This is a genomic window from Curtobacterium uvaldense (genome assembly GCF_028307415.1).
Taxonomy (GTDB): domain Bacteria; phylum Actinomycetota; class Actinomycetes; order Actinomycetales; family Microbacteriaceae; genus Curtobacterium.
Genome location: NZ_JAQMHU010000007.1, coordinates 36,912 through 53,477, shown reverse-complemented (window position 1 = coordinate 53,477; position 16,566 = coordinate 36,912). Strand labels below are relative to the sequence as shown.

Below are 16,566 nucleotides of genomic sequence, written 5' to 3'. Positions count from 1 at the left end.
AGTGGACGGGCCAGCCTCTGTAGCTCAATGGAAGAGCAGTTCCGTCCTAAGGAAACGGTTGGGGGTTCGAGTCCCTCCAGGGGCACCACGTCGAGATCGATTGCTGGGTTTCGCTAGAACCTTGAAAGCGGACGGGACGATCGGGCGAGCAGCAGCCATGCTTCATGGGAACTGTGATCAACATCCAGCGCATCACTCATGCGACATGAGCGCGGCCTTGTTTACTGAGCCATACTGGCCGTCTGACTAAGGGGGAGTTTTGACGAGCATTGACAACCACCGCCAAACCATTGCGGCAGCTGTGTTTCAGGTGCGACTGGGCGATTTCAAGGCGAGCGAAGTAGCGCTGACAGCCGCTATCGAAGACGTTGTGCGAAGTGTCCTCGCCGGGCATGCTCCAGCAGGTGCAGCTTCCGCTGAGTTCCGCGCAAGCGCCGAGAAGCACTTTGTGTTCTTCACGTCTGATAGAAGTTCCCTCGAATATGACGATGAGAACCTGATGTGGCAACTTGAAGCGGACATCGAGCACTTGCTCGGTCAGGAGATGTACGGCCGCCTGCGAGGAGCAAGCGTCGCGTTGTGAGCTGACTGACTCACTTCGTGGCGGTGCCGTCGTCAGGAGTCAGATGAAGCAGGCCCTGTGGCCTCGCGGGCAGCCGTCGCAGTCAATTCTCCACAACCGTCGCCCTGGACGGTAGCCCGGGCCCAGCGCCCCGTACGATTGACCCCGTGTCCAAGGTCCTGAGCAGTCTCCCCGTCGGCGAACGAGTCGGCATCGCGTTCTCCGGAGGTCTCGACACCTCCTGCGCGGTCGCCTGGATGCGCGAGAAGGGAGCGGTGCCCTGCACGTACACGGCCGACATCGGCCAGTACGACGAGCCGGACATCGACGCCGTCCCGGGTCGCGCGAAGGAGTACGGCGCCGAGATCGCCCGCATCGTCGACGCGAAGAGCGCCCTGGTCGAAGAGGGCCTCGTCGCCCTGCAGACCGGTGCCTTCCACATCCGCTCCGGCGGCAAGACCTACTTCAACACGACGCCGCTCGGCCGCGCGGTGACGGGCACGATGCTCGTCCGCGCCATGAAGGAGGACGGCGTCGACATCTGGGGCGACGGCTCCACCTACAAGGGCAACGACATCGAGCGGTTCTACCGCTACGGCCTGATGGCCAACCCGCGGCTGCGCGTCTACAAGCCGTGGCTCGACACCGAGTTCGTCGAGGAGCTCGGCGGTCGCAAGGAGATGAGCGAGTGGCTCGTCGCCCGTGGCTTCCCGTACCGCGACTCCACCGAGAAGGCCTACTCGACCGACGCGAACATCTGGGGAGCAACGCACGAGGCGAAGAGCCTCGAGGAGCTCTCGAGTGGACTGGACATCGTCGAGCCGATCATGGGCGTCGCCGCCTGGCGTGACGACGTCGTGGTCGCCACCGAAGAGGTCTCGGTCCGCTTCGAGGCCGGCCGCCCGGTCGCCATCAACGGCGTCGAGTACGCCGACGCCGTCGCGCTCGTGTACGAGGCGAACGCCATCGGTGGTCGCCACGGCCTCGGCGCGAGCGACCAGATCGAGAACCGCATCATCGAGGCCAAGAGCCGCGGCATCTACGAGGCGCCGGGCATGGCCCTGCTGCACATCGCCTACGAGCGTCTGCTCAACGCGATCCACAACGAGGACACCGTCGCGGCGTACCACAACGAGGGTCGTCGTCTCGGACGTCTGATGTACGAGGGCCGGTGGCTCGACCCGCAGTCCCTCATGCTGCGCGAGTCGCTGCAGCGCTGGGTCGCCTCCGCCGTCACCGGTGAGGTCACGCTGCGCCTGCGGCGTGGTGACGACTACACGATCCTCGACACCACGGGTCCGGCGCTGTCGTACCACCCGGACAAGCTCTCGATGGAGCGTGTCGGCGACGCAGCGTTCGGTCCGGACGACCGCATCGGGCAGCTCACGATGCGCAACCTCGACATCGCGGACTCGCGCTCGCGCCTCGAGCAGTACGCGGCGGCCGGGCTGATCGGCGGCGCGACGGGCGAACTCGTCGGCGAGCTGCAGTCGGGCGAGGCCGAGGAGATCCTCGGCGGAGCCGTCGTGTCCAGCGAGGACGAGGCACTCGGTCGCGCGACGGACGCCGCGTCCGAGGGCGCCGCCTTCGACTCCGGTACCGACTGACACACACCGCACCGACACGAACGGGAGCCCCTGCCGCGCGCAGGGGCTCCCGTTCGTCGTCCGTGGCGTGCGTCGGGAGAGGGCGTGTGGCTCTTCCGAGCCGCGTGCACACGCGTACTTCGACGTTGCGCGCGTCGAACGACGTGCGCGGTGTCGTCCTGTGCGCCTGCATCGGTCGCGGGTGCATCGGCCGACATCGCGCGGGTCGATCGACAGGTGCTTCGGCGCGGGACGTCCCGTGCATCGGGAGTAGGGGTGGGGTCGTGCGACATCACCGTCGTCGTGCGACAGCGGCGGTGTCGTTTCGGCCGATCCGGCTCGAGCAAGGTCGATTCGTGCGACATCACCGTCGTCGTGCGACAGCGGCCGCGTCGTACGACAGCGCCGCGCTGCCGCGACCAGCCGCCGACGCGCCCACACGACGGACGGGAGGCGCGGTACCGACCGGCACCGCGCCTCCCGTCCGTCCCGTGGGACCCGCTACCGCCGCTCGGCGGTCTCCGGCCGCTTCTGGCGCCACGGCTCCGCCGGCCGGTCCGGACCGCCCCACACCTGCACGGCGCCCCAGGCCGCCGCGAGGAGCGGCACCGAGATGATCGCGCCGGTGATGCCCGCGAGTACGGTGCCCGCGGTCAGGCCGATCAGGATCACCAGGCCGTGCAGCTTGAGCGTCTTGCCCATCAGCACCGGCTGCAGCAGGTTGCCCTCGAGCTGGTTGACGAGCACCACGATGCCCACGACGATCAGCGCGGCCACGGGGCCGTTCGCGACGAGGGCGACGAGCGCGGCGAGGATGCCCGCGGCGGTGGCGCCGACGATCGGGATGAACGCGGTGATGAACACGACGACGGCGAGGGGGAGCGCGAGCGGCACCCCGACGATCGCCAGCCCGACGCCGATGCCGATCGCGTCGACCGCCGCGACGCTCGCCGTGCCGCGGACGTAGCCGCCGAGGGTCTGCACGACGCGGTCACCGACGCGGCGTGCACGCTCGTACCGGGCGCCGGTGAACGGACGGAGCAGGAACTCCCAGATCGCCGGCCCGTCCTTGAGGAAGAAGAACAGCACGACGATCATCAGCACCAGGCCGGTCAGGAAGTTCGCGGTGGCCGACGCCCCGGCCAGGGCGCCCGACCCGAACTGCGAGCTGGTCAGGAAGTCCTGGACGCCGTTCACCACCTGGTCGACCTGCTGGTCGGAGATCGAGAACGGCAGGTGCGCGACGGTGTCCTGCAGCTGCTGGAAACCGCTGATCGCCGACTTCTGCAGGTCGGGCCACTGCGAGATGACCGCGACGACGATCAGCCAACCGACGAGGCCGAGCACGACGAGGACGCCGAGCAGGACCGCGAGGGTCGCGAGCACCGAGGGCACCTTGTGCCGTCGGAGCCAGGACACGACCGGGTGCATGGCGGACGCGATGATCAGGGCGAGGAGCACCGGGATCGTCACGACGCTCAGGGTCGCGGCGGCGTACACGATGCCGATCGCGATCACGAGCACGACGATCACCTGCAGGCACCGGGTCGCGAGACTGCCGAACCCGTCGGTCCACTTGCGGGCGAGTGGTCCCGGTGTCGCGTCGGACGTGGCGGGGTGGTTGCCGAACAGGGGCATGAGGCTCCTCGGTGGTGGTGCGGAGCCTCCACGCTACCGACGCAGCCGACCCGCGGTCCCGACGCAGCCGAGCCGCGGTCCCGACGCAGCCGACCCGCGGTCCCGACGCAGCCGACCCGCGGCCGGGGACGTCCGGGGACGCCGCTAAGCGCATCGACCTGGACGCGCTCCTGTCCCGCTTCTACGCTGGGGTCACCGGGTTCACTCACAGGGTCCCGTCGTCACGATGCCCTCGCGGTCCGCGGGGTCTGGCACAGCGGGACGGCCCGGTCGGATCCGAGGTGAGCAACACCTCGATGAAGGGCTGGTCCTCATGACCGCCACGTACCCGTGCTGCACGCACCTCGACTTCCCGGCGGGGCACACCCGCACCCCCGTCTCCACCTTCGCCGCCACGACCCTGCAGGTGCTCTCGTGACGCCCCGTCCCGTCGAGGACTGGCACCGTCACGGCATGCGCTCGCCCGAGGAGGTCGCCGAGCTGATCGCCGACCGCGTCGGTGGCACCTCGGATGCCTCCGTGCCCGCCGGTCCCGAGCACGACGAACCCTCGTACGCGGACTTCCTCGGCGAGCAGGTCTGACGCGGCCCCCGGACGGGGGCTCGCGCCGTCCTGCCTGCGCGCGGATGATCCTCGGCAGGGGCCGTGTGGCCCGTCCCGTCTCACCAGCGGGACCCGGATCAGGGAGGACCCGACGTGCACGACCACGACACCCATCCGTTCGACCGTCACGTCGGCCCGCCGCACGTCGAACGCTTCCGGCTCACCCGGACCGACGAGATGCTCCGTGTGGTCTGCACGTGCGCGATCGGTGCCGACCACGACAACACCATCCGGCACCCCGCCGCCCCGACGGTCGCCTGAGTCGAACGGGTGAACACCAGCCGCGTGCCTCCGGTGAATCCGGTCGCGCGCGACGGTGCGGCGGGATACTGGTCGGGTGCGTGAACTCCAAGCCACCATCGCTGCGGACCTCGACGTCCAGCCGACCATCGACCCCGAGCAGGAGGTCGCCCGCCGTGTCGCGTTCCTGCGTGACTACCTGACCACGACCGGCGCGAAGGGGTTCGTCCTCGCCGTCAGCGGCGGGCAGGACTCCACGCTCGCGGGACGGCTCACCCAGCTCGCCGTCGAGTCCCTCCGCGCCGAGGGACGCGAGGCCGAGTTCGTCACCGTCCGCATGCCGTACCGGGTGCAGGCCGACGAGGACGACGCGCAGCTCGCGCTGCAGTTCATCGCCGCCGACCCCGGCATCGTGGTGAACATCGAGCACGGCGTCGACGGCGTGGTGCAGGACACCGCGGCGTCCGGCGTCGCGCTCAGCGACTTCGTGAAGGGCAACGTCAAGGCGCGCATGCGCATGGTCGCCCAGTACGCCGTGGCCGGGCAGCGCGGACTGCTGGTCGTCGGCACGGACCACGCGGCCGAGGCCGTGACGGGCTTCTTCACGAAGTACGGCGACGGCGGCGTCGACCTCACCCCGCTGACCGGGCTGACGAAGAGCCAGGGGCGGCAGCTCCTCGAGCACCTGGGGGCGCCGGCTCGCCTGTACGAGAAGGCGCCGACCGCGGACCTGCTCGACGACCTGCCCGGGCAGACCGACGAGGCTAACCTCGGCCTGACCTACGTCGAGATCGACGCGTACCTGCAGGGGCACGACGTCCCCGACGAGGTCGCCGAGGCGATCGAGTCGCGCTACCGAGCGACCGAGCACAAGCGTCGCGTGCCCGCGACGCCCTTCGACAGCTGGTGGCAGCAGGGCGCGTAGCGCCACAGCGCTGGACCGGACGGGAGGCGCGGTGCAGGTCCCGACCTGCACCGCGCCTCCCGTCGTGCGTGCGACCGTGTCGCGTGGCCGGTCGGTCCTGGTGGCCGTCCGGTTCTCCACAGCTCCGGTCGCCGTCCTGCCGCTGCGGTCCCCGCGCTCCTAGGATGGGCGCAACGGAACAACAGATGCGGAATCCCGGTCACGACCGACCGTGCCGGGGCCGCTGGGGGGAATCATGGAAGTCCTGCTCGCACTCGGCGCCGTCCCGCTCGTCATCGTGGGGATCATCGTCCTCGCCGTGATCGCGCTCGTGTACGCCAAGCTCGTCTACCGCAACGCCGGTGCGGACGAGGCGATCATCATCACCGGGAAGCGGTCGCGGAAGGTCAAGAACCCCGACGGCACCGAGACCGTCGAGTCCGGCATCAAGGTCGTCCTCGGTGCGGGTGTGCTCGTCCGACCGTTCTTCGAGCGGGTGGCGAAGATCTCGCTGTCCTCGCGTGCGATCGACATCAACGTGAACGCGCAGGACTCCCGCGGCGTTACGATCGACGTCGAGGCCGTGGCGCTCGTCAAGGTGGGCGAGGCCGATGCGTCGATCCGTGCTGCTGCGCAGCGCTTCCTCGGCCAGGAGAAGAAGATCGACGACTTCGCGCGCGAGGTCCTGTCCGGTTCGCTCCGCGCGTCGATCGGCGCGACCGACGTGTCGACGATCATCCGCAACCGCGACCAGCTCACGGTGGCGGTCCTCGACGTCGCCAAGGACGCCCTGCACAGCCAGGGTCTCGACGTCGACTCGTTCGAGATCAAGGGCATCTCGGACCGCAACGACTACATCAGCGACCTCGGTCGTGCCGAGCGCGCCCGCGTCCGGCTCGAGGCGGAGAACGCCGAGGCCCAGGCCGACCGCGAGGCACGCGAGGCCCGGGCCACCGCCGACCAGGCGATCGCCGAGGCCGAGAACACCCTCGCCATCCGTCGTGCGGCGCTGCAGCTCGACGCCGACCGGGCTTCGGCCGAGGCCGCAGCGGCTGGTCCGCTCGCGCAGGCTCGCGCGTCGCAGGGCGTCGTCGAACAGGAGCAGATCACGGCGCAGAAGCGCGCCGAGCTCCGTCGTGCCGAGCTCGAGTCCGAGGTGAGCGCGGTCGCCGAGGCGAACGCGCGCAAGACCCGGGTGGAGGCCGAGGCTGCTGCGGCTGCCCAGGTCGAGACGGCCCGTGCGCAGGCCGAGGCCCGACGCATCTCGGCCGAGGCGGTCGCCGCCGAGGCCCAGGCCGAGGCTGCCGCCCGCAAGCTCGCCGCCGACGCCTCACGTGCGGAGGGTGAGGCCGCGGCCGACGCCATCCGTGCCAAGGGTCAGGCCGAGGCCGACGCGACGAAGGCCCAGGCCGACGCGCTCGCACAGCACTCCGAGGCCGTGCTCCGGGTGAAGGCGCTCGAGACGCTGCCGAGCATCGCCCGCGAGCTCGCGGCGCCGATGGGCAACATCGACAAGCTGACGGTCGTGTCCTCGGACGGCGCAGGCGCCCTGTCGAAGAGCGTCGTGAGCCAGTTCAGCGAGGTCGACGCGCTGCTCGGCACCACGGCCGGCTTCACGCTGAGCGACATCGTGAAGAGCACGACGACCGGCCAGGCCGCTGCCCGGGCGGTCGCGCGTGAACAGGACGCCGCGCCGGTCGACTGACGGACACTGTCGTGCGCACGGGCGCGGTCGGGTCAGCCCCGGTCGCGCCCGTCGTCGTCCCGGTGTCGCTGCTGGCCGCCAGCGTCCTCGCGCTGGTCCTCAACCGGGTCGCTGTCGGTGGCCGGGTCGCCGTCGGTGACCGGGTCGCCGTCGGTCGACTCCTGCGGCTGTCCCTGCAGCGCGTCCCGCTCGGCGGCCAGACGCTGCTGCCAGACGACGCTGCGAGCGGCGCCCTCGAGCACGTCCTCGACCTGCCCGCCGGTCTTCGCTGCGAGTGCGCCGCTCAGGCCCGCGGTGAGGGTGCCGCCAGCGGCAGCGAGGCGTTCCATGACCTCCTCCTGCCGGGGCGTGAGGGGTTCGTCGACCATGCTGTCCACGGTCTCGCGGATGTTCGCCTCGCTGGCGTCAAGCGAGGCGTCGTCCCCGGCGTGCAGTGCGGCGGCCTCGCCGACGACGACGAGTCCGAGCCGTGCGGCGTCGTCCTCGGGACGGGGGCGTTCGTTCTCGTCGGTCATGGCGGGGACGCTACGCCCCGGCCGATGTACGGCCGTCAGCACCCTGTCCCCCCTGCTCGGGGTCGACCGGTCGCACGGGACGACGAAGGACCCCGGACCGTCACGGTCCGGGGTCCTTCGTGGTGCCGCTCCGACACCCCCACGTCGGTCAGTGGCGCCTGCCGGTGGTCAGCGGCGCGCGCCGCGACCCGCGAAGCGCGTGTAGAGGAACAGCACGATGACGGCACCGATGATCGAGCCGATGATGCCGGCCGGCTGGAAGAAGCCGTCCATCGGGTCGTGCTGGAAGATGAGGAACCCGAGGAAGCCGCCGACGAACGAGCCGATGATGCCGAGCACGATCGTCATGAGGATCGACATGTGCTGCTTGCCGGGGATGATCAGCCGGGCGAGGGCGCCGGCGATGAGGCCGATGATGATGAGGCTGATGATGAGACCGAGCACGGTGTCCTCCTTGGGTCAGACCTGTCGCGGTCCGGGGGTGTCCGCGATCTGGGTCGGCCCCGATTGAACACCGCTCTTCCCCAGCATGTTCACAGCCTGCATGGAGGCGCAGGTACAGGCGAGGGTCACACCGCTCCGGACGACTCCAGCTCCGCCTGCAGCTCGGTGTCCGAGGGCTCCACGAAGTGCTTGCCGTTCGGCAGCACCACGACGGGGATGTTCTTGCGGCCGCTGATGGCCTCGGCCCGGTCGGCGGCGGACAGGTCCGCCTCGACGTCCACGTAGTCGTAGTCGACCCCGAGGCGGTCGAGGAGCGCCTTCGAGCGTCGGCAGTCGCGGCACCAGTCCGCGCCGAACATCGTCACCTTGTCGAACGTCGCATCAGTCATGTCCTCACAGTACGTCCGACGGCCGCGGGACATTCCCGCGTCACCGCCCACGCCCCGACGACGTGTGACCGCGTGACCGCGTGACCGTCAGCCCGCGCGACTCCGCGCCGACCCGCACGCCCTACGATGGCCCCATGCCGCAGCGACCCGACCCCGAGCGGGCCGCATGGGCCGCGGCAGCCGTCCGACGCTTCGCCGCGGCGACCAACCTCCTCGTCGCCGGCCGCACCGTCCGTGTGCTCGGCGGCGACCCGCGTGACGCCGCGGCGCTCGTCGCACTGCTCACCGGGCTCGGTGCACGCACCGCGGCGGACCCCGCCCCCGCGGACCACGAGCCGGTCGACGACGAGCCGATCGACCAGCTCTGGTGCCTCGGCGACCCGGACGAGTCGACCGCTGCCGTCGAGCGCGAGACCGACCGGCCCCGCGGCGCCACCCTCGTGGTGGTGGACGCCGGCCGGTACGCCCCCGCGGTCGACGAGGACGCCTTCGGCCCGGTCGCCCCGGCCCGCCCCGGGGTGCTCGCCGTCCCGACGCTCTCCGACGACGTGTTCCTCGTCTCCACCGGTCGGGAGCCCGAGGACGACCCCGCCGCCGAGGACCGCATCCGCTGGGCGCGCAGGTCGATGCCGGTCGCCCGTGCCGTCGCCGCGGAGCTCCGCGACGGCGGGCTGCTCCGCGGTACCCGGATCGGCGTCGCGATGGTGCTCGAGCCGAAGACGGCCGTGCTCAGCCTGCTCCTGCGCGACGCGGGCGCCGAGGTCGTCGTGTACGCGCACGCCGACGAGACGGACGACGCGGTCGCGGACGTGCTCCGCCGCGCCGGGATGCCGGTCCACGCGGACAGCACGGCCTCGCTCGCCGAGCAGCACCGTCTCGCCCTGGCGATGCTCGACACGCGTCCGCACGTGCTCCTCGACGACGGCTCGCACCTGATCCGCCTCGCGCACCAGGAGCGGCCCGAGCTGCTGCCGACCATGCTCGGCGCCGCGGAGGAGACGACGAGCGGCCTCCGACCCCTCCGCGTCATGGCCGAGCGCGGCGAGCTCGGCATCCCCGTGGTCGCCGTGAACGACGCCCGCGCCAAGACCTGCTTCGACAACCGCTTCGGCACCGGCCAGTCCACGGTGTTCGCGACGCTCGACCTGGTCGACCCGCTCCCGTCCGCCGTGCACCGGGTCCGGCCGGGAGGCACGGTGGTCGTCGCCGGCTTCGGTCCCGTCGGCGAGGGGGTCGCCCAGGTCCTCGTCGCGCTCGGCTTCCGGGTCACGGTCGCCGAGGTCGACCCGGTCCGCGCCCTGCAGGCGCGCTTCGCCGGGCACGCGGTCGCACCGTTCGTCGACGCGGTGCGCGACGCCGACCTCGTGGTGAGTGCCTCCGGGGTGGCGGACACCGTGGACCACACGGTCCTGCGCGCGTGCGCGGTCGGTGCGGTCGTGTCCGTCGCGGGGGGCGTCGACGACGAGGTCGCCCTGTCCGCGGCGGCCGCCGCCGGTGCGGTCCGGACGGCCGTGGCGCAGCACGTGGAGCGCCTGACCTGGCCGGACGGCCACCAGGTGCTCGTCCTCGCCGGGGGCAACGGGGTGAACACGAGCGCCGCCGAGGGCAACCCCGTCGAGATCATGGACCTGTCCTTCGCGGTGCAGCTCGGCGCCCTCCGGATGCTGCTCGAGCGCGGCGACGAACTCCCGCGCGCCGTCGTGCCGGTCGACCCCGCGGTGGACGAGGCGACCGCCCGCGTCGCGCTCGCCGCGTGGGGGAGCCGGGTCGCTCCTCCCGTCCGGATCGCCGAGCAGCCCGCCGACCGCGAGCCAGACGTGCGGACGCACCGGTTCGGGACACCCCGGTGACCGCGTCGCCGGTCGTGGTGCACTCGGCGCGCGTCGTCGTGCCGATGACGGCACCGCCGATCGCCGACGGGGCGGTCGCGGTGCAGGACGGACGGATCCTGCACGTCGGCGACCGGTCGTGGGTGGTCGACCAGCTCGACGCCGCCGGGCGCACGTGCACGGAGCGGCGCTGGCGGGGCGCGCTCCTGCCGGGTCTCGTCAACGCGCACACGCACCTGCAGTACACCGGCATGTCCGGTGTCGGTCAACGGCAGTACGCGGGTTTCGAGGACTGGGCGGCTGCGTTCAACGTGGACTACGCGCTCCCGCACGACTGGCGGGCGGAGGCGTCCGCGGGCGCCGTCGCATCGATCGCGGCGGGCGTCACGAGCATCGCGGACGTGGTGACCGACATCGAGGCGGCCGACGTCCTGGAGCAGCACCGCCTCGGCGGGATCGCCTACTGGGAGGTCATGGACTGGGAGAACGCGGCGTGGGAGTCCCACGGGCGCGACCAGGTGCTCGACGAGCTCGCACGGATCCCGACCACGCCCGGGGCGGGGCTGTCGCCGCACGCGCCGTACTCCCTCGACGTGGCACCGCTGCTCGAACTGCCGGACATCGTGCGCCAGCGGGGGCTCCGGCTGCACCTGCACCTGGGCGAGGCGGCGTTCGAGGGGGAGCGGGTCTCGCTCGGGCCGGTCCCGGGGCTCGAGGGCGTCGACGGCGTCGGGCACACCGCGGACTGGCACCTGGCGAACGTGCCGTCCTTCCGGGCCATGCGGGCGCTCGGCTTCGGCGCCAGTGCCACCGCGTTCGTCGACCGGCTGGGCGTGCTGGGCCCCGACTGCCACATCGCGCACGGCGTGTACGTGACCGCGTCCGACCGAGCCCTCCTGCGGGCACGCGGGACCACGGTCGCGCTCTGCCCCCGGTCGAACGCCGTCATCGGCCTCGACCCGCCGCCCGTCGCGGACTACCTGCGCGAGGGCAGCCCGATCGCGATCGGCACCGACTCCCTGTCGTCGTCGCCGTCCCTCGACCCGATGGCCGACGTCACCGCACTGCACCGCATCGCCCGCGCCCAGGGGTACGCGCACCGCGACCTGCACGAGCGGCTGCTGGCGGCGGCGACCCTCGGTGGCGCGCACGCGATGGGGACGGCGGTCGGGCCGGACCGCGTCGGACACCTCGCCGTCGGGGCACGAGCCGACCTGGCCGTGTTCGACGTCGACGCCCGGACCGTGCCCGACGCGTTCGCCGAACTCGTCGAGGACGGGGCCGGCCGCGCCGTCGCGACGATCGTCCGCGGCGTCGTGCGGGCCACCGACGGCACCGTGCACCCGCTCGACCCTGAGACCGCCCCCACCCGGGGCCCCGGTTCCGGGGACACCCGGGACCCCGTCCCCCACCACGTCCGTCCCCAGGAGGAACGATGACCGACACCGCACCCCGCCCCGGCATGGTCGCCCGCCGCACCGTCGGCGGCGAGCTGATCGAGTGGCTCGACGTCCCGCAGCGCGCGGCCGCCCTCGGCATGGAGCCGCACCCGGAGGGCGGTTGGTACGTCCGCACGTGGACCTCGCCCTCGACCGTCGAGACCCCCGCCGGCGAGCGCCCCGCAGCGACCCTCATCCACTTCCTGCTGCCCCCGGGCGAGGCCTCCGCCTGGCACCGTGTCGCGAGCGACGAGATCTGGATGTGGCACGGGCCGGACACCGTCGTGCTCGAGCTCGGCGGGTCCGGCGACCGCCCCGAGCCCGGGGACCGGATCACCCTCGGCCCGGACGCCGGCCGGCACCGGCTGCACGACGCCCAGGCCTTCGTGCGCGGTGGGGTCTGGCAGCGCACCCTGCCCGGCGACGGCGAGGTGCTCCTCAGCTGCATGGTGTCGCCCGGGTTCTCGTTCGACGACTTCACGATGGCGGGCGACACCGACGGCGACGCCGCGACCGCGTAGTCGACGGTCATCCGCGTCGCGGTGGTATCCCACGCGCCGGTACACTGCCTCCTGCCCGCTCCACCCCGCTCTGTCCCGCTGACGAAGGCCCTCCCGTGACCCGCACCCGCCGTCTGTCCCTCGCCGTCGCCACCGCCACGGTCGCCGCCCTCGCGCTCGCCGCCTGCTCCGCCGGTGGGAGCAGCGCCGGGAGCGACGGCACCGTCACGGACGGCAAGCTCACGATCGCGACCGGCCAGCCGGCCTACTCGCCCTGGGTGGAGGACGACGACCCGCAGTCCGGCAAGGGCTTCGAGTCCGCCGTGGCCTACGCGGTCGCGAAGGAGATGGGCTACGCGAAGGGCGACGTCGTCTGGAAGCGCAGCACCTTCGACAGCGCCATCGCCCCCGGCCCGAAGGACTGGGACCTCAACGTCCAGCAGTTCTCGATCGACGCGAAGCGCAAGAAGGCCGTCGACATGTCCACGCCGTACTACACGACCACGCAGGCCGTCGTGACGACGTCGGGGTCGAAGGCTGCGAAGGACACCACCGTCGCCGCACTGAAGGGCGACACGATCGGTGTCGCCTCGGGCTCCACGAGCATCAGCTCCGTGAAGGACGTGCTCGGCGTCACCCCGCAGGTGTTCAACTCGAACGACGACGCCGTGCTGGCGCTGAAGTCGGGGCAGATCGACGCGATCGTGACCGACCTGCCGACGGCGTTCTACATGGCCGCCGCACAGCTCGACGACGGCACGGTCTCGGCGCAGTTCCCCGAGGACGGCTCCGGCGACCAGTTCGGCTTCGTGCTGCCGAAGGGCTCCGCGCTGACGAGCAAGGTCGACAAGGCTCTCGAGGCCCTGGAGAGCGACGGCACGCTCGCCGACCTGCAGACGAAGTGGCTCTCCTCGGAGACGAACACCCCCGTCCTGAAGTAGTCCGGTGACCGCCCCAGCAGGTGCCGGCACCCCGGTGACCGCTCCAGCGCCGAGCCAGGTCGAGCTCGAACGACGGCTCTACCGTCGGCAGCGCGGCCGCCGCTCGGTCGTCGTCTCGGTCGTCTCGACGCTCGTCGTGATCGCGGTCGTCTGGCTCGGCGTCGTGAACACGCCCGGCTGGGCCGCGGTGCAGCAGTCGTTCTTCGACCCGCAGACGGCGATCGACACCTTCCCGGCCGTCCTGCTCGGGCTGTGGCTGAACATCCGGATCCTGTTCTTCAGCGCGATCGGCGTCGCCGTGCTCGGCACCCTGCTCGCCGTCGTGCGGGGGCTGCGGAACCCGGTGTTCTTCCCACTGCGGATGCTCGCCACCGCGTACACCGACCTGTTCCGGGGTCTGCCGCTCATCATCGTGCTCTACCTGGTCGGCTTCGGCATCCCGGGGCTCGGCATCTTCCCGCGGCAACCCCCGGAGGTCTGGGGCACCATCGCGATCGTGCTCACGTACTCGTCCTACGTCGCCGAGGTGCTCCGCGCCGGCATGGAGGCCGTGCACCCGTCCCAGCGCCTCGCAGCCCGGTCGCTCGGCCTGTCCCACGCCGGGACGCTGCGGCTGGTCGTGCTGCCCCAGGCGATCCGCAAGGTCACCCCGGCGCTCATGAACGACTTCGTCTCGATGCAGAAGGACGTCGGCCTGGTGTCGATCCTCGGCGCCGTCGACGCGGTGCGGAGCGCCCAGATCGCACAGGCCGAGACCTACAACTTCACGCCGTACCTCGTCGCGGGGCTGCTGTTCGTCGTGATCAGCCTCCCGCTCATCCGGGTGACGGATGCCATCGCTCGACGGCAGCAGCGTCGCGAGCAGATCGGGGGGACGGTGTGAGCGAGTCGGTGGTCCTGGAACTGCGCGGACTGCGCAAGACGTTCGGCGAGCACGAGGTCCTGCGGGGGATCGACCTGACCGTGCACCGCCACGAGGTCATCTGCGTCATCGGGGCGTCCGGCTCCGGCAAGTCGACACTGCTGAAGACGGTGAACCTGCTCGAGGGCATCGACGACGGCGAGATCCTGCTCCAGGGGACGGACATCGCCGACCCCCGCACCGACGTCGACGCCACCCGCGCCCGGATCGGCGTGGTCTTCCAGCAGTTCAACCTGTTCCCGCACATGCGGGTGCTCGACAACGTCACGCTCGCGTCCCGTCGGGTGCACGGCATCGCCCGGGCCGAGGCGGAGGCGACCGCCCGCCGACTGCTCGACCGGATCGGCCTGGGCGACTTCGCCGGGGCGTACCCGGACCGGCTCTCGGGCGGGCAGCAGCAGCGTGTCGCCGTGGTGCGGGCGATCGCGACGTCGCCGGAGCTGCTCCTGCTCGACGAGGTGACGAGTGCCCTCGACCCGCAGCTCGTCGGCGAGGTGCTCGACCTCGTCCGCGAGCTCAAGGAGCAGGGCGCCACGATCCTGATGACCACGCACGAGATGTCGTTCGCCCGGAACGTCGCCGACCGCATCGTGTTCCTGCACCAGGGCGAGGTGGTCGAGCAGGGCGCACCGGCGGACGTGCTCGACCGACCGCAGCACCCGGCGCTCGTCGAGTTCCTGTCCCGCGTCCACGCCTGACCCCGCGTCCACGCCTGACCCGGGTCACACGGCGAGCAGCACCTTGCCGATGACCTCGCCGTCGCGGACCCGGCGGTGTGCCTCCGCTGCCTCGGCGAGCGGGACCACCGAGTCGACGATCGGTCGGAGGCTGCCGTCGGCGACGAGCGGCCAGACGTGCTCGCGGACGGCGGCCACGATCGCGGCCTTCTCGTCGAGCGGCCGGGCTCGGAGCGTCGTCGCGCTGATGGTCGCGCGCTTCCGCATCATCGCGCCGAAGTCGAGTTCGCCCTTCTGCCCGCTGCCGGCGGCGATCACGGCGATGTGCCCGTTCGGGGCGAGCACCTCGAGGTGCTTCGCGAGGTAGTCCGCCCCGACGACGTCCAGCACGACGTCGACCCCGCGGCCGTCGGTGAAGTCGAGGGCGCGCTCGACGAAGTCCTCGGTGCGGTGGTCCACCACGAGATCGGCGCCGAGCTCCCTCGAAGCACGCACCTTCCGCTCCCCGCCGCTCGTCGCGATCACCCGGGCACCGAGCGCCTTCGCCCAGACGACCGCGTGCGATCCCATGCCGCCCGTGCCGCCGTGCACCAGCAGGGTCTGCCCGGGCCGGAGCCCCGCGAGCATCCCCACGTTCGAGTACACCGTGCACGCGGCCTCGGGCAGTCCCGCGGCCTCGACCAGGTCCACGCCGTCGGGCACCGGCAGCACCTGGGCCGCGGGCACGGCCACGAGGGTCGCGTAGCCGCCACCCGACAGCAGCGCGCACACCCGGTCACCCACCGCGAACCCGTCCACGCCGTCGCCGAGCGCGCGGACCGTCCCGGAGACCTCGAGGCCCAGGACCTCGGACGCGCCGGGCGGCGGCGGGTAGTTGCCCGCCACCTGCTGCAGGTCGGCGTTGTTCACCCCGGCCGCTGCCACCTCGACGAGGACCTCGCCCGGCCCGGCGACCGGGTCCGGGTGCTCGTCGAGTCGGAGTCCGCCGTCGTGTGCCGTGATCGCCTGCATGCCCTCGACCGTACGCCCCGCGGCAGGGCAGACCGGCACGGCTCGTGGCACGGCAGGCCCGACGGACGCCGTGTACCGTCGGTGCCGATCCGCGCCGCTCCGTCGCGCGGGCACGACCAGGGGGGACGTCCATGTCCAGGAAGACCATCGCCGTCGCGACCGCGGCACTCGCCGTCGCACTGCTCGCCGGCTGCTCGAACGGGGGCTCCGGGAACGGCGGCGCCGAGGGCTCCGGTTCGTCGGCCTCCTCGGCCCCGAGCTCTGCGGCGCCGCAGGCCGCGTCCCAGAGCAAGGCCGAGGCGTGCAACGCGTTCCAGTCGAAGGTCGAGGACGCCGCGAAGGGCCTGCAGTCGCAGGTCACCGAGCTGCAGTCGGACCCGCAGGCAGCCGTCGCGAAGCTCGAGGAGTTCGACCAGTCGCTGTCCGACGGCGTCGACGCGGTGCAGAACGCCGACGTCAAGCCGAAGGCCGAGGCGTTCCGGTCGGCGTACACCGACATGCTGACGCAGATCAAGGCGATCACGGCGGACCCGCAGTCGGCGGACCTGTCGGCGTTCTCGGACACCACGCAGAAGGTCCAGGACGCGGGGACCGAGTTCCAGCAGGCCTGCACGTCCTGACCGCCGCAGCACGACGACGCCCCGTCCACCGATCGGTGGAC

General features: G+C 71.8%; 18 protein-coding genes and 1 tRNA gene. 14 read left to right on the top strand and 5 right to left on the bottom strand.

Annotation, left to right across the window (positions count from 1 at the left end; all coding sequences use genetic code 11):
• Nucleotides 1-13 precede the first annotated feature (13 nt).
• From PIJ49_RS06055 to argG, 3 genes are all read left to right on the top strand, one after another.
• Nucleotides 14-88 (top strand) — tRNA-Arg (locus tag PIJ49_RS06055).
• Nucleotides 89-259: 171 nt separating this feature from the next.
• On the top strand, nucleotides 260-583 hold the full coding sequence (locus tag PIJ49_RS06050; RefSeq protein WP_144411381.1) for a hypothetical protein: 324 nt from the start codon (nucleotides 260-262) through the stop codon (nucleotides 581-583).
• Nucleotides 584-729: 146 nt separating this feature from the next.
• A complete protein-coding gene (argG, locus tag PIJ49_RS06045; RefSeq protein ID WP_066656513.1) occupies nucleotides 730-2,169 on the top strand; it encodes an argininosuccinate synthase in 1,440 nt (479 codons plus the stop codon).
• A gap of 480 nt (nucleotides 2,170-2,649) precedes the next feature.
• Here the strand turns inward: argG and PIJ49_RS06040 are convergent, their stop codons facing one another.
• Nucleotides 2,650-3,786: an AI-2E family transporter gene (locus PIJ49_RS06040; protein ID WP_271826087.1), complete on the bottom strand. Its 1,137-nt coding sequence runs from the start codon at nucleotides 3,784-3,786 to the stop codon at nucleotides 2,650-2,652.
• Nucleotides 3,787-4,239: 453 nt separating this feature from the next.
• On the opposite strand from PIJ49_RS06040, the gene PIJ49_RS06035 reads away from it, so the two are divergent.
• The 4 genes from PIJ49_RS06035 (at nucleotide 4,240) to PIJ49_RS06020 (ending at nucleotide 7,238) form a co-directional block, all read left to right on the top strand.
• Nucleotides 4,240-4,368 carry a hypothetical protein gene (locus PIJ49_RS06035; protein WP_268746754.1) on the top strand — a complete coding sequence of 43 codons (129 nt, stop codon included), beginning with the start codon at nucleotides 4,240-4,242 and terminating at the stop codon, nucleotides 4,366-4,368.
• A 114-nt stretch (nucleotides 4,369-4,482) separates the two neighbouring features.
• A complete protein-coding gene (locus PIJ49_RS06030) occupies nucleotides 4,483-4,650 on the top strand; it encodes a hypothetical protein (protein ID WP_158407773.1) in 168 nt (55 codons plus the stop codon).
• Between the two features lie 76 nt (nucleotides 4,651-4,726).
• On the top strand, nucleotides 4,727-5,554 hold the full coding sequence (gene nadE, locus PIJ49_RS06025; protein ID WP_066656508.1) for an NAD(+) synthase: 828 nt from the start codon (nucleotides 4,727-4,729) through the stop codon (nucleotides 5,552-5,554).
• Between the two features lie 235 nt (nucleotides 5,555-5,789).
• On the top strand, nucleotides 5,790-7,238 hold the full coding sequence (locus PIJ49_RS06020) for an SPFH domain-containing protein (protein WP_066656505.1): 1,449 nt from the start codon (nucleotides 5,790-5,792) through the stop codon (nucleotides 7,236-7,238).
• A 32-nt stretch (nucleotides 7,239-7,270) separates the two neighbouring features.
• Here PIJ49_RS06020 and PIJ49_RS06015 read toward each other — a convergent pair whose 3' ends face one another.
• The 3 genes from PIJ49_RS06015 to PIJ49_RS06005 form a co-directional block, all read right to left on the bottom strand.
• Nucleotides 7,271-7,753, bottom strand: a complete 483-nt coding sequence (locus tag PIJ49_RS06015; RefSeq protein ID WP_271826086.1) for a hypothetical protein — start codon at nucleotides 7,751-7,753, stop codon at nucleotides 7,271-7,273.
• A gap of 168 nt (nucleotides 7,754-7,921) precedes the next feature.
• Entirely contained in the window at nucleotides 7,922-8,197 is a 276-nt protein-coding gene (locus PIJ49_RS06010; protein ID WP_066656492.1) for a GlsB/YeaQ/YmgE family stress response membrane protein, read from the bottom strand.
• A 125-nt stretch (nucleotides 8,198-8,322) separates the two neighbouring features.
• On the bottom strand, nucleotides 8,323-8,586 hold the full coding sequence (locus PIJ49_RS06005; RefSeq protein ID WP_066656489.1) for a glutaredoxin family protein: 264 nt from the start codon (nucleotides 8,584-8,586) through the stop codon (nucleotides 8,323-8,325).
• Between the two features lie 134 nt (nucleotides 8,587-8,720).
• Here PIJ49_RS06005 and PIJ49_RS06000 point away from each other — a divergent pair, with 134 nt between their 5' ends.
• From PIJ49_RS06000 to PIJ49_RS05975, 6 genes are all read left to right on the top strand, one after another.
• Complete coding sequence (locus PIJ49_RS06000) at nucleotides 8,721-10,436, top strand: adenosylhomocysteinase (RefSeq protein ID WP_271826085.1); 1,716 nt, start codon at nucleotides 8,721-8,723, stop codon at nucleotides 10,434-10,436.
• Complete coding sequence (locus PIJ49_RS05995; protein ID WP_334212820.1) at nucleotides 10,433-11,854, top strand: amidohydrolase family protein; 1,422 nt, start codon at nucleotides 10,433-10,435, stop codon at nucleotides 11,852-11,854. Before PIJ49_RS06000 ends, PIJ49_RS05995 begins: the two co-directional genes overlap by 4 nt.
• Nucleotides 11,851-12,375, top strand: a complete 525-nt coding sequence (locus tag PIJ49_RS05990; RefSeq protein ID WP_271826084.1) for a cupin domain-containing protein — start codon at nucleotides 11,851-11,853, stop codon at nucleotides 12,373-12,375. Before PIJ49_RS05995 ends, PIJ49_RS05990 begins: the two co-directional genes overlap by 4 nt.
• A 95-nt stretch (nucleotides 12,376-12,470) precedes the next feature.
• The gene (locus tag PIJ49_RS05985) at nucleotides 12,471-13,295 is read left to right on the top strand and encodes an ABC transporter substrate-binding protein (RefSeq protein WP_066656483.1); all 825 of its coding nucleotides are present in this window, start codon (nucleotides 12,471-12,473) and stop codon (nucleotides 13,293-13,295) included.
• A 4-nt stretch (nucleotides 13,296-13,299) separates the two neighbouring features.
• Nucleotides 13,300-14,178 (top strand): amino acid ABC transporter permease, encoded by an 879-nt coding sequence (locus PIJ49_RS05980; protein ID WP_066656480.1) that lies wholly within the window; start codon nucleotides 13,300-13,302, stop codon nucleotides 14,176-14,178.
• Complete coding sequence (locus PIJ49_RS05975; RefSeq protein ID WP_066656477.1) at nucleotides 14,175-14,915, top strand: amino acid ABC transporter ATP-binding protein; 741 nt, start codon at nucleotides 14,175-14,177, stop codon at nucleotides 14,913-14,915. The genes PIJ49_RS05980 and PIJ49_RS05975 overlap by 4 nt, the downstream gene beginning before the upstream one ends.
• A gap of 24 nt (nucleotides 14,916-14,939) precedes the next feature.
• Here PIJ49_RS05975 and PIJ49_RS05970 read toward each other — a convergent pair whose 3' ends face one another.
• Nucleotides 14,940-15,905 (bottom strand): NAD(P)H-quinone oxidoreductase, encoded by a 966-nt coding sequence (locus PIJ49_RS05970; protein ID WP_271826083.1) that lies wholly within the window; start codon nucleotides 15,903-15,905, stop codon nucleotides 14,940-14,942.
• Between the two features lie 131 nt (nucleotides 15,906-16,036).
• Between PIJ49_RS05970 and PIJ49_RS05965 the strand changes: the two genes are divergently transcribed.
• A complete protein-coding gene (locus PIJ49_RS05965; RefSeq protein ID WP_271826082.1) occupies nucleotides 16,037-16,525 on the top strand; it encodes a hypothetical protein in 489 nt (162 codons plus the stop codon).
• Nucleotides 16,526-16,566 lie beyond the last annotated feature (41 nt).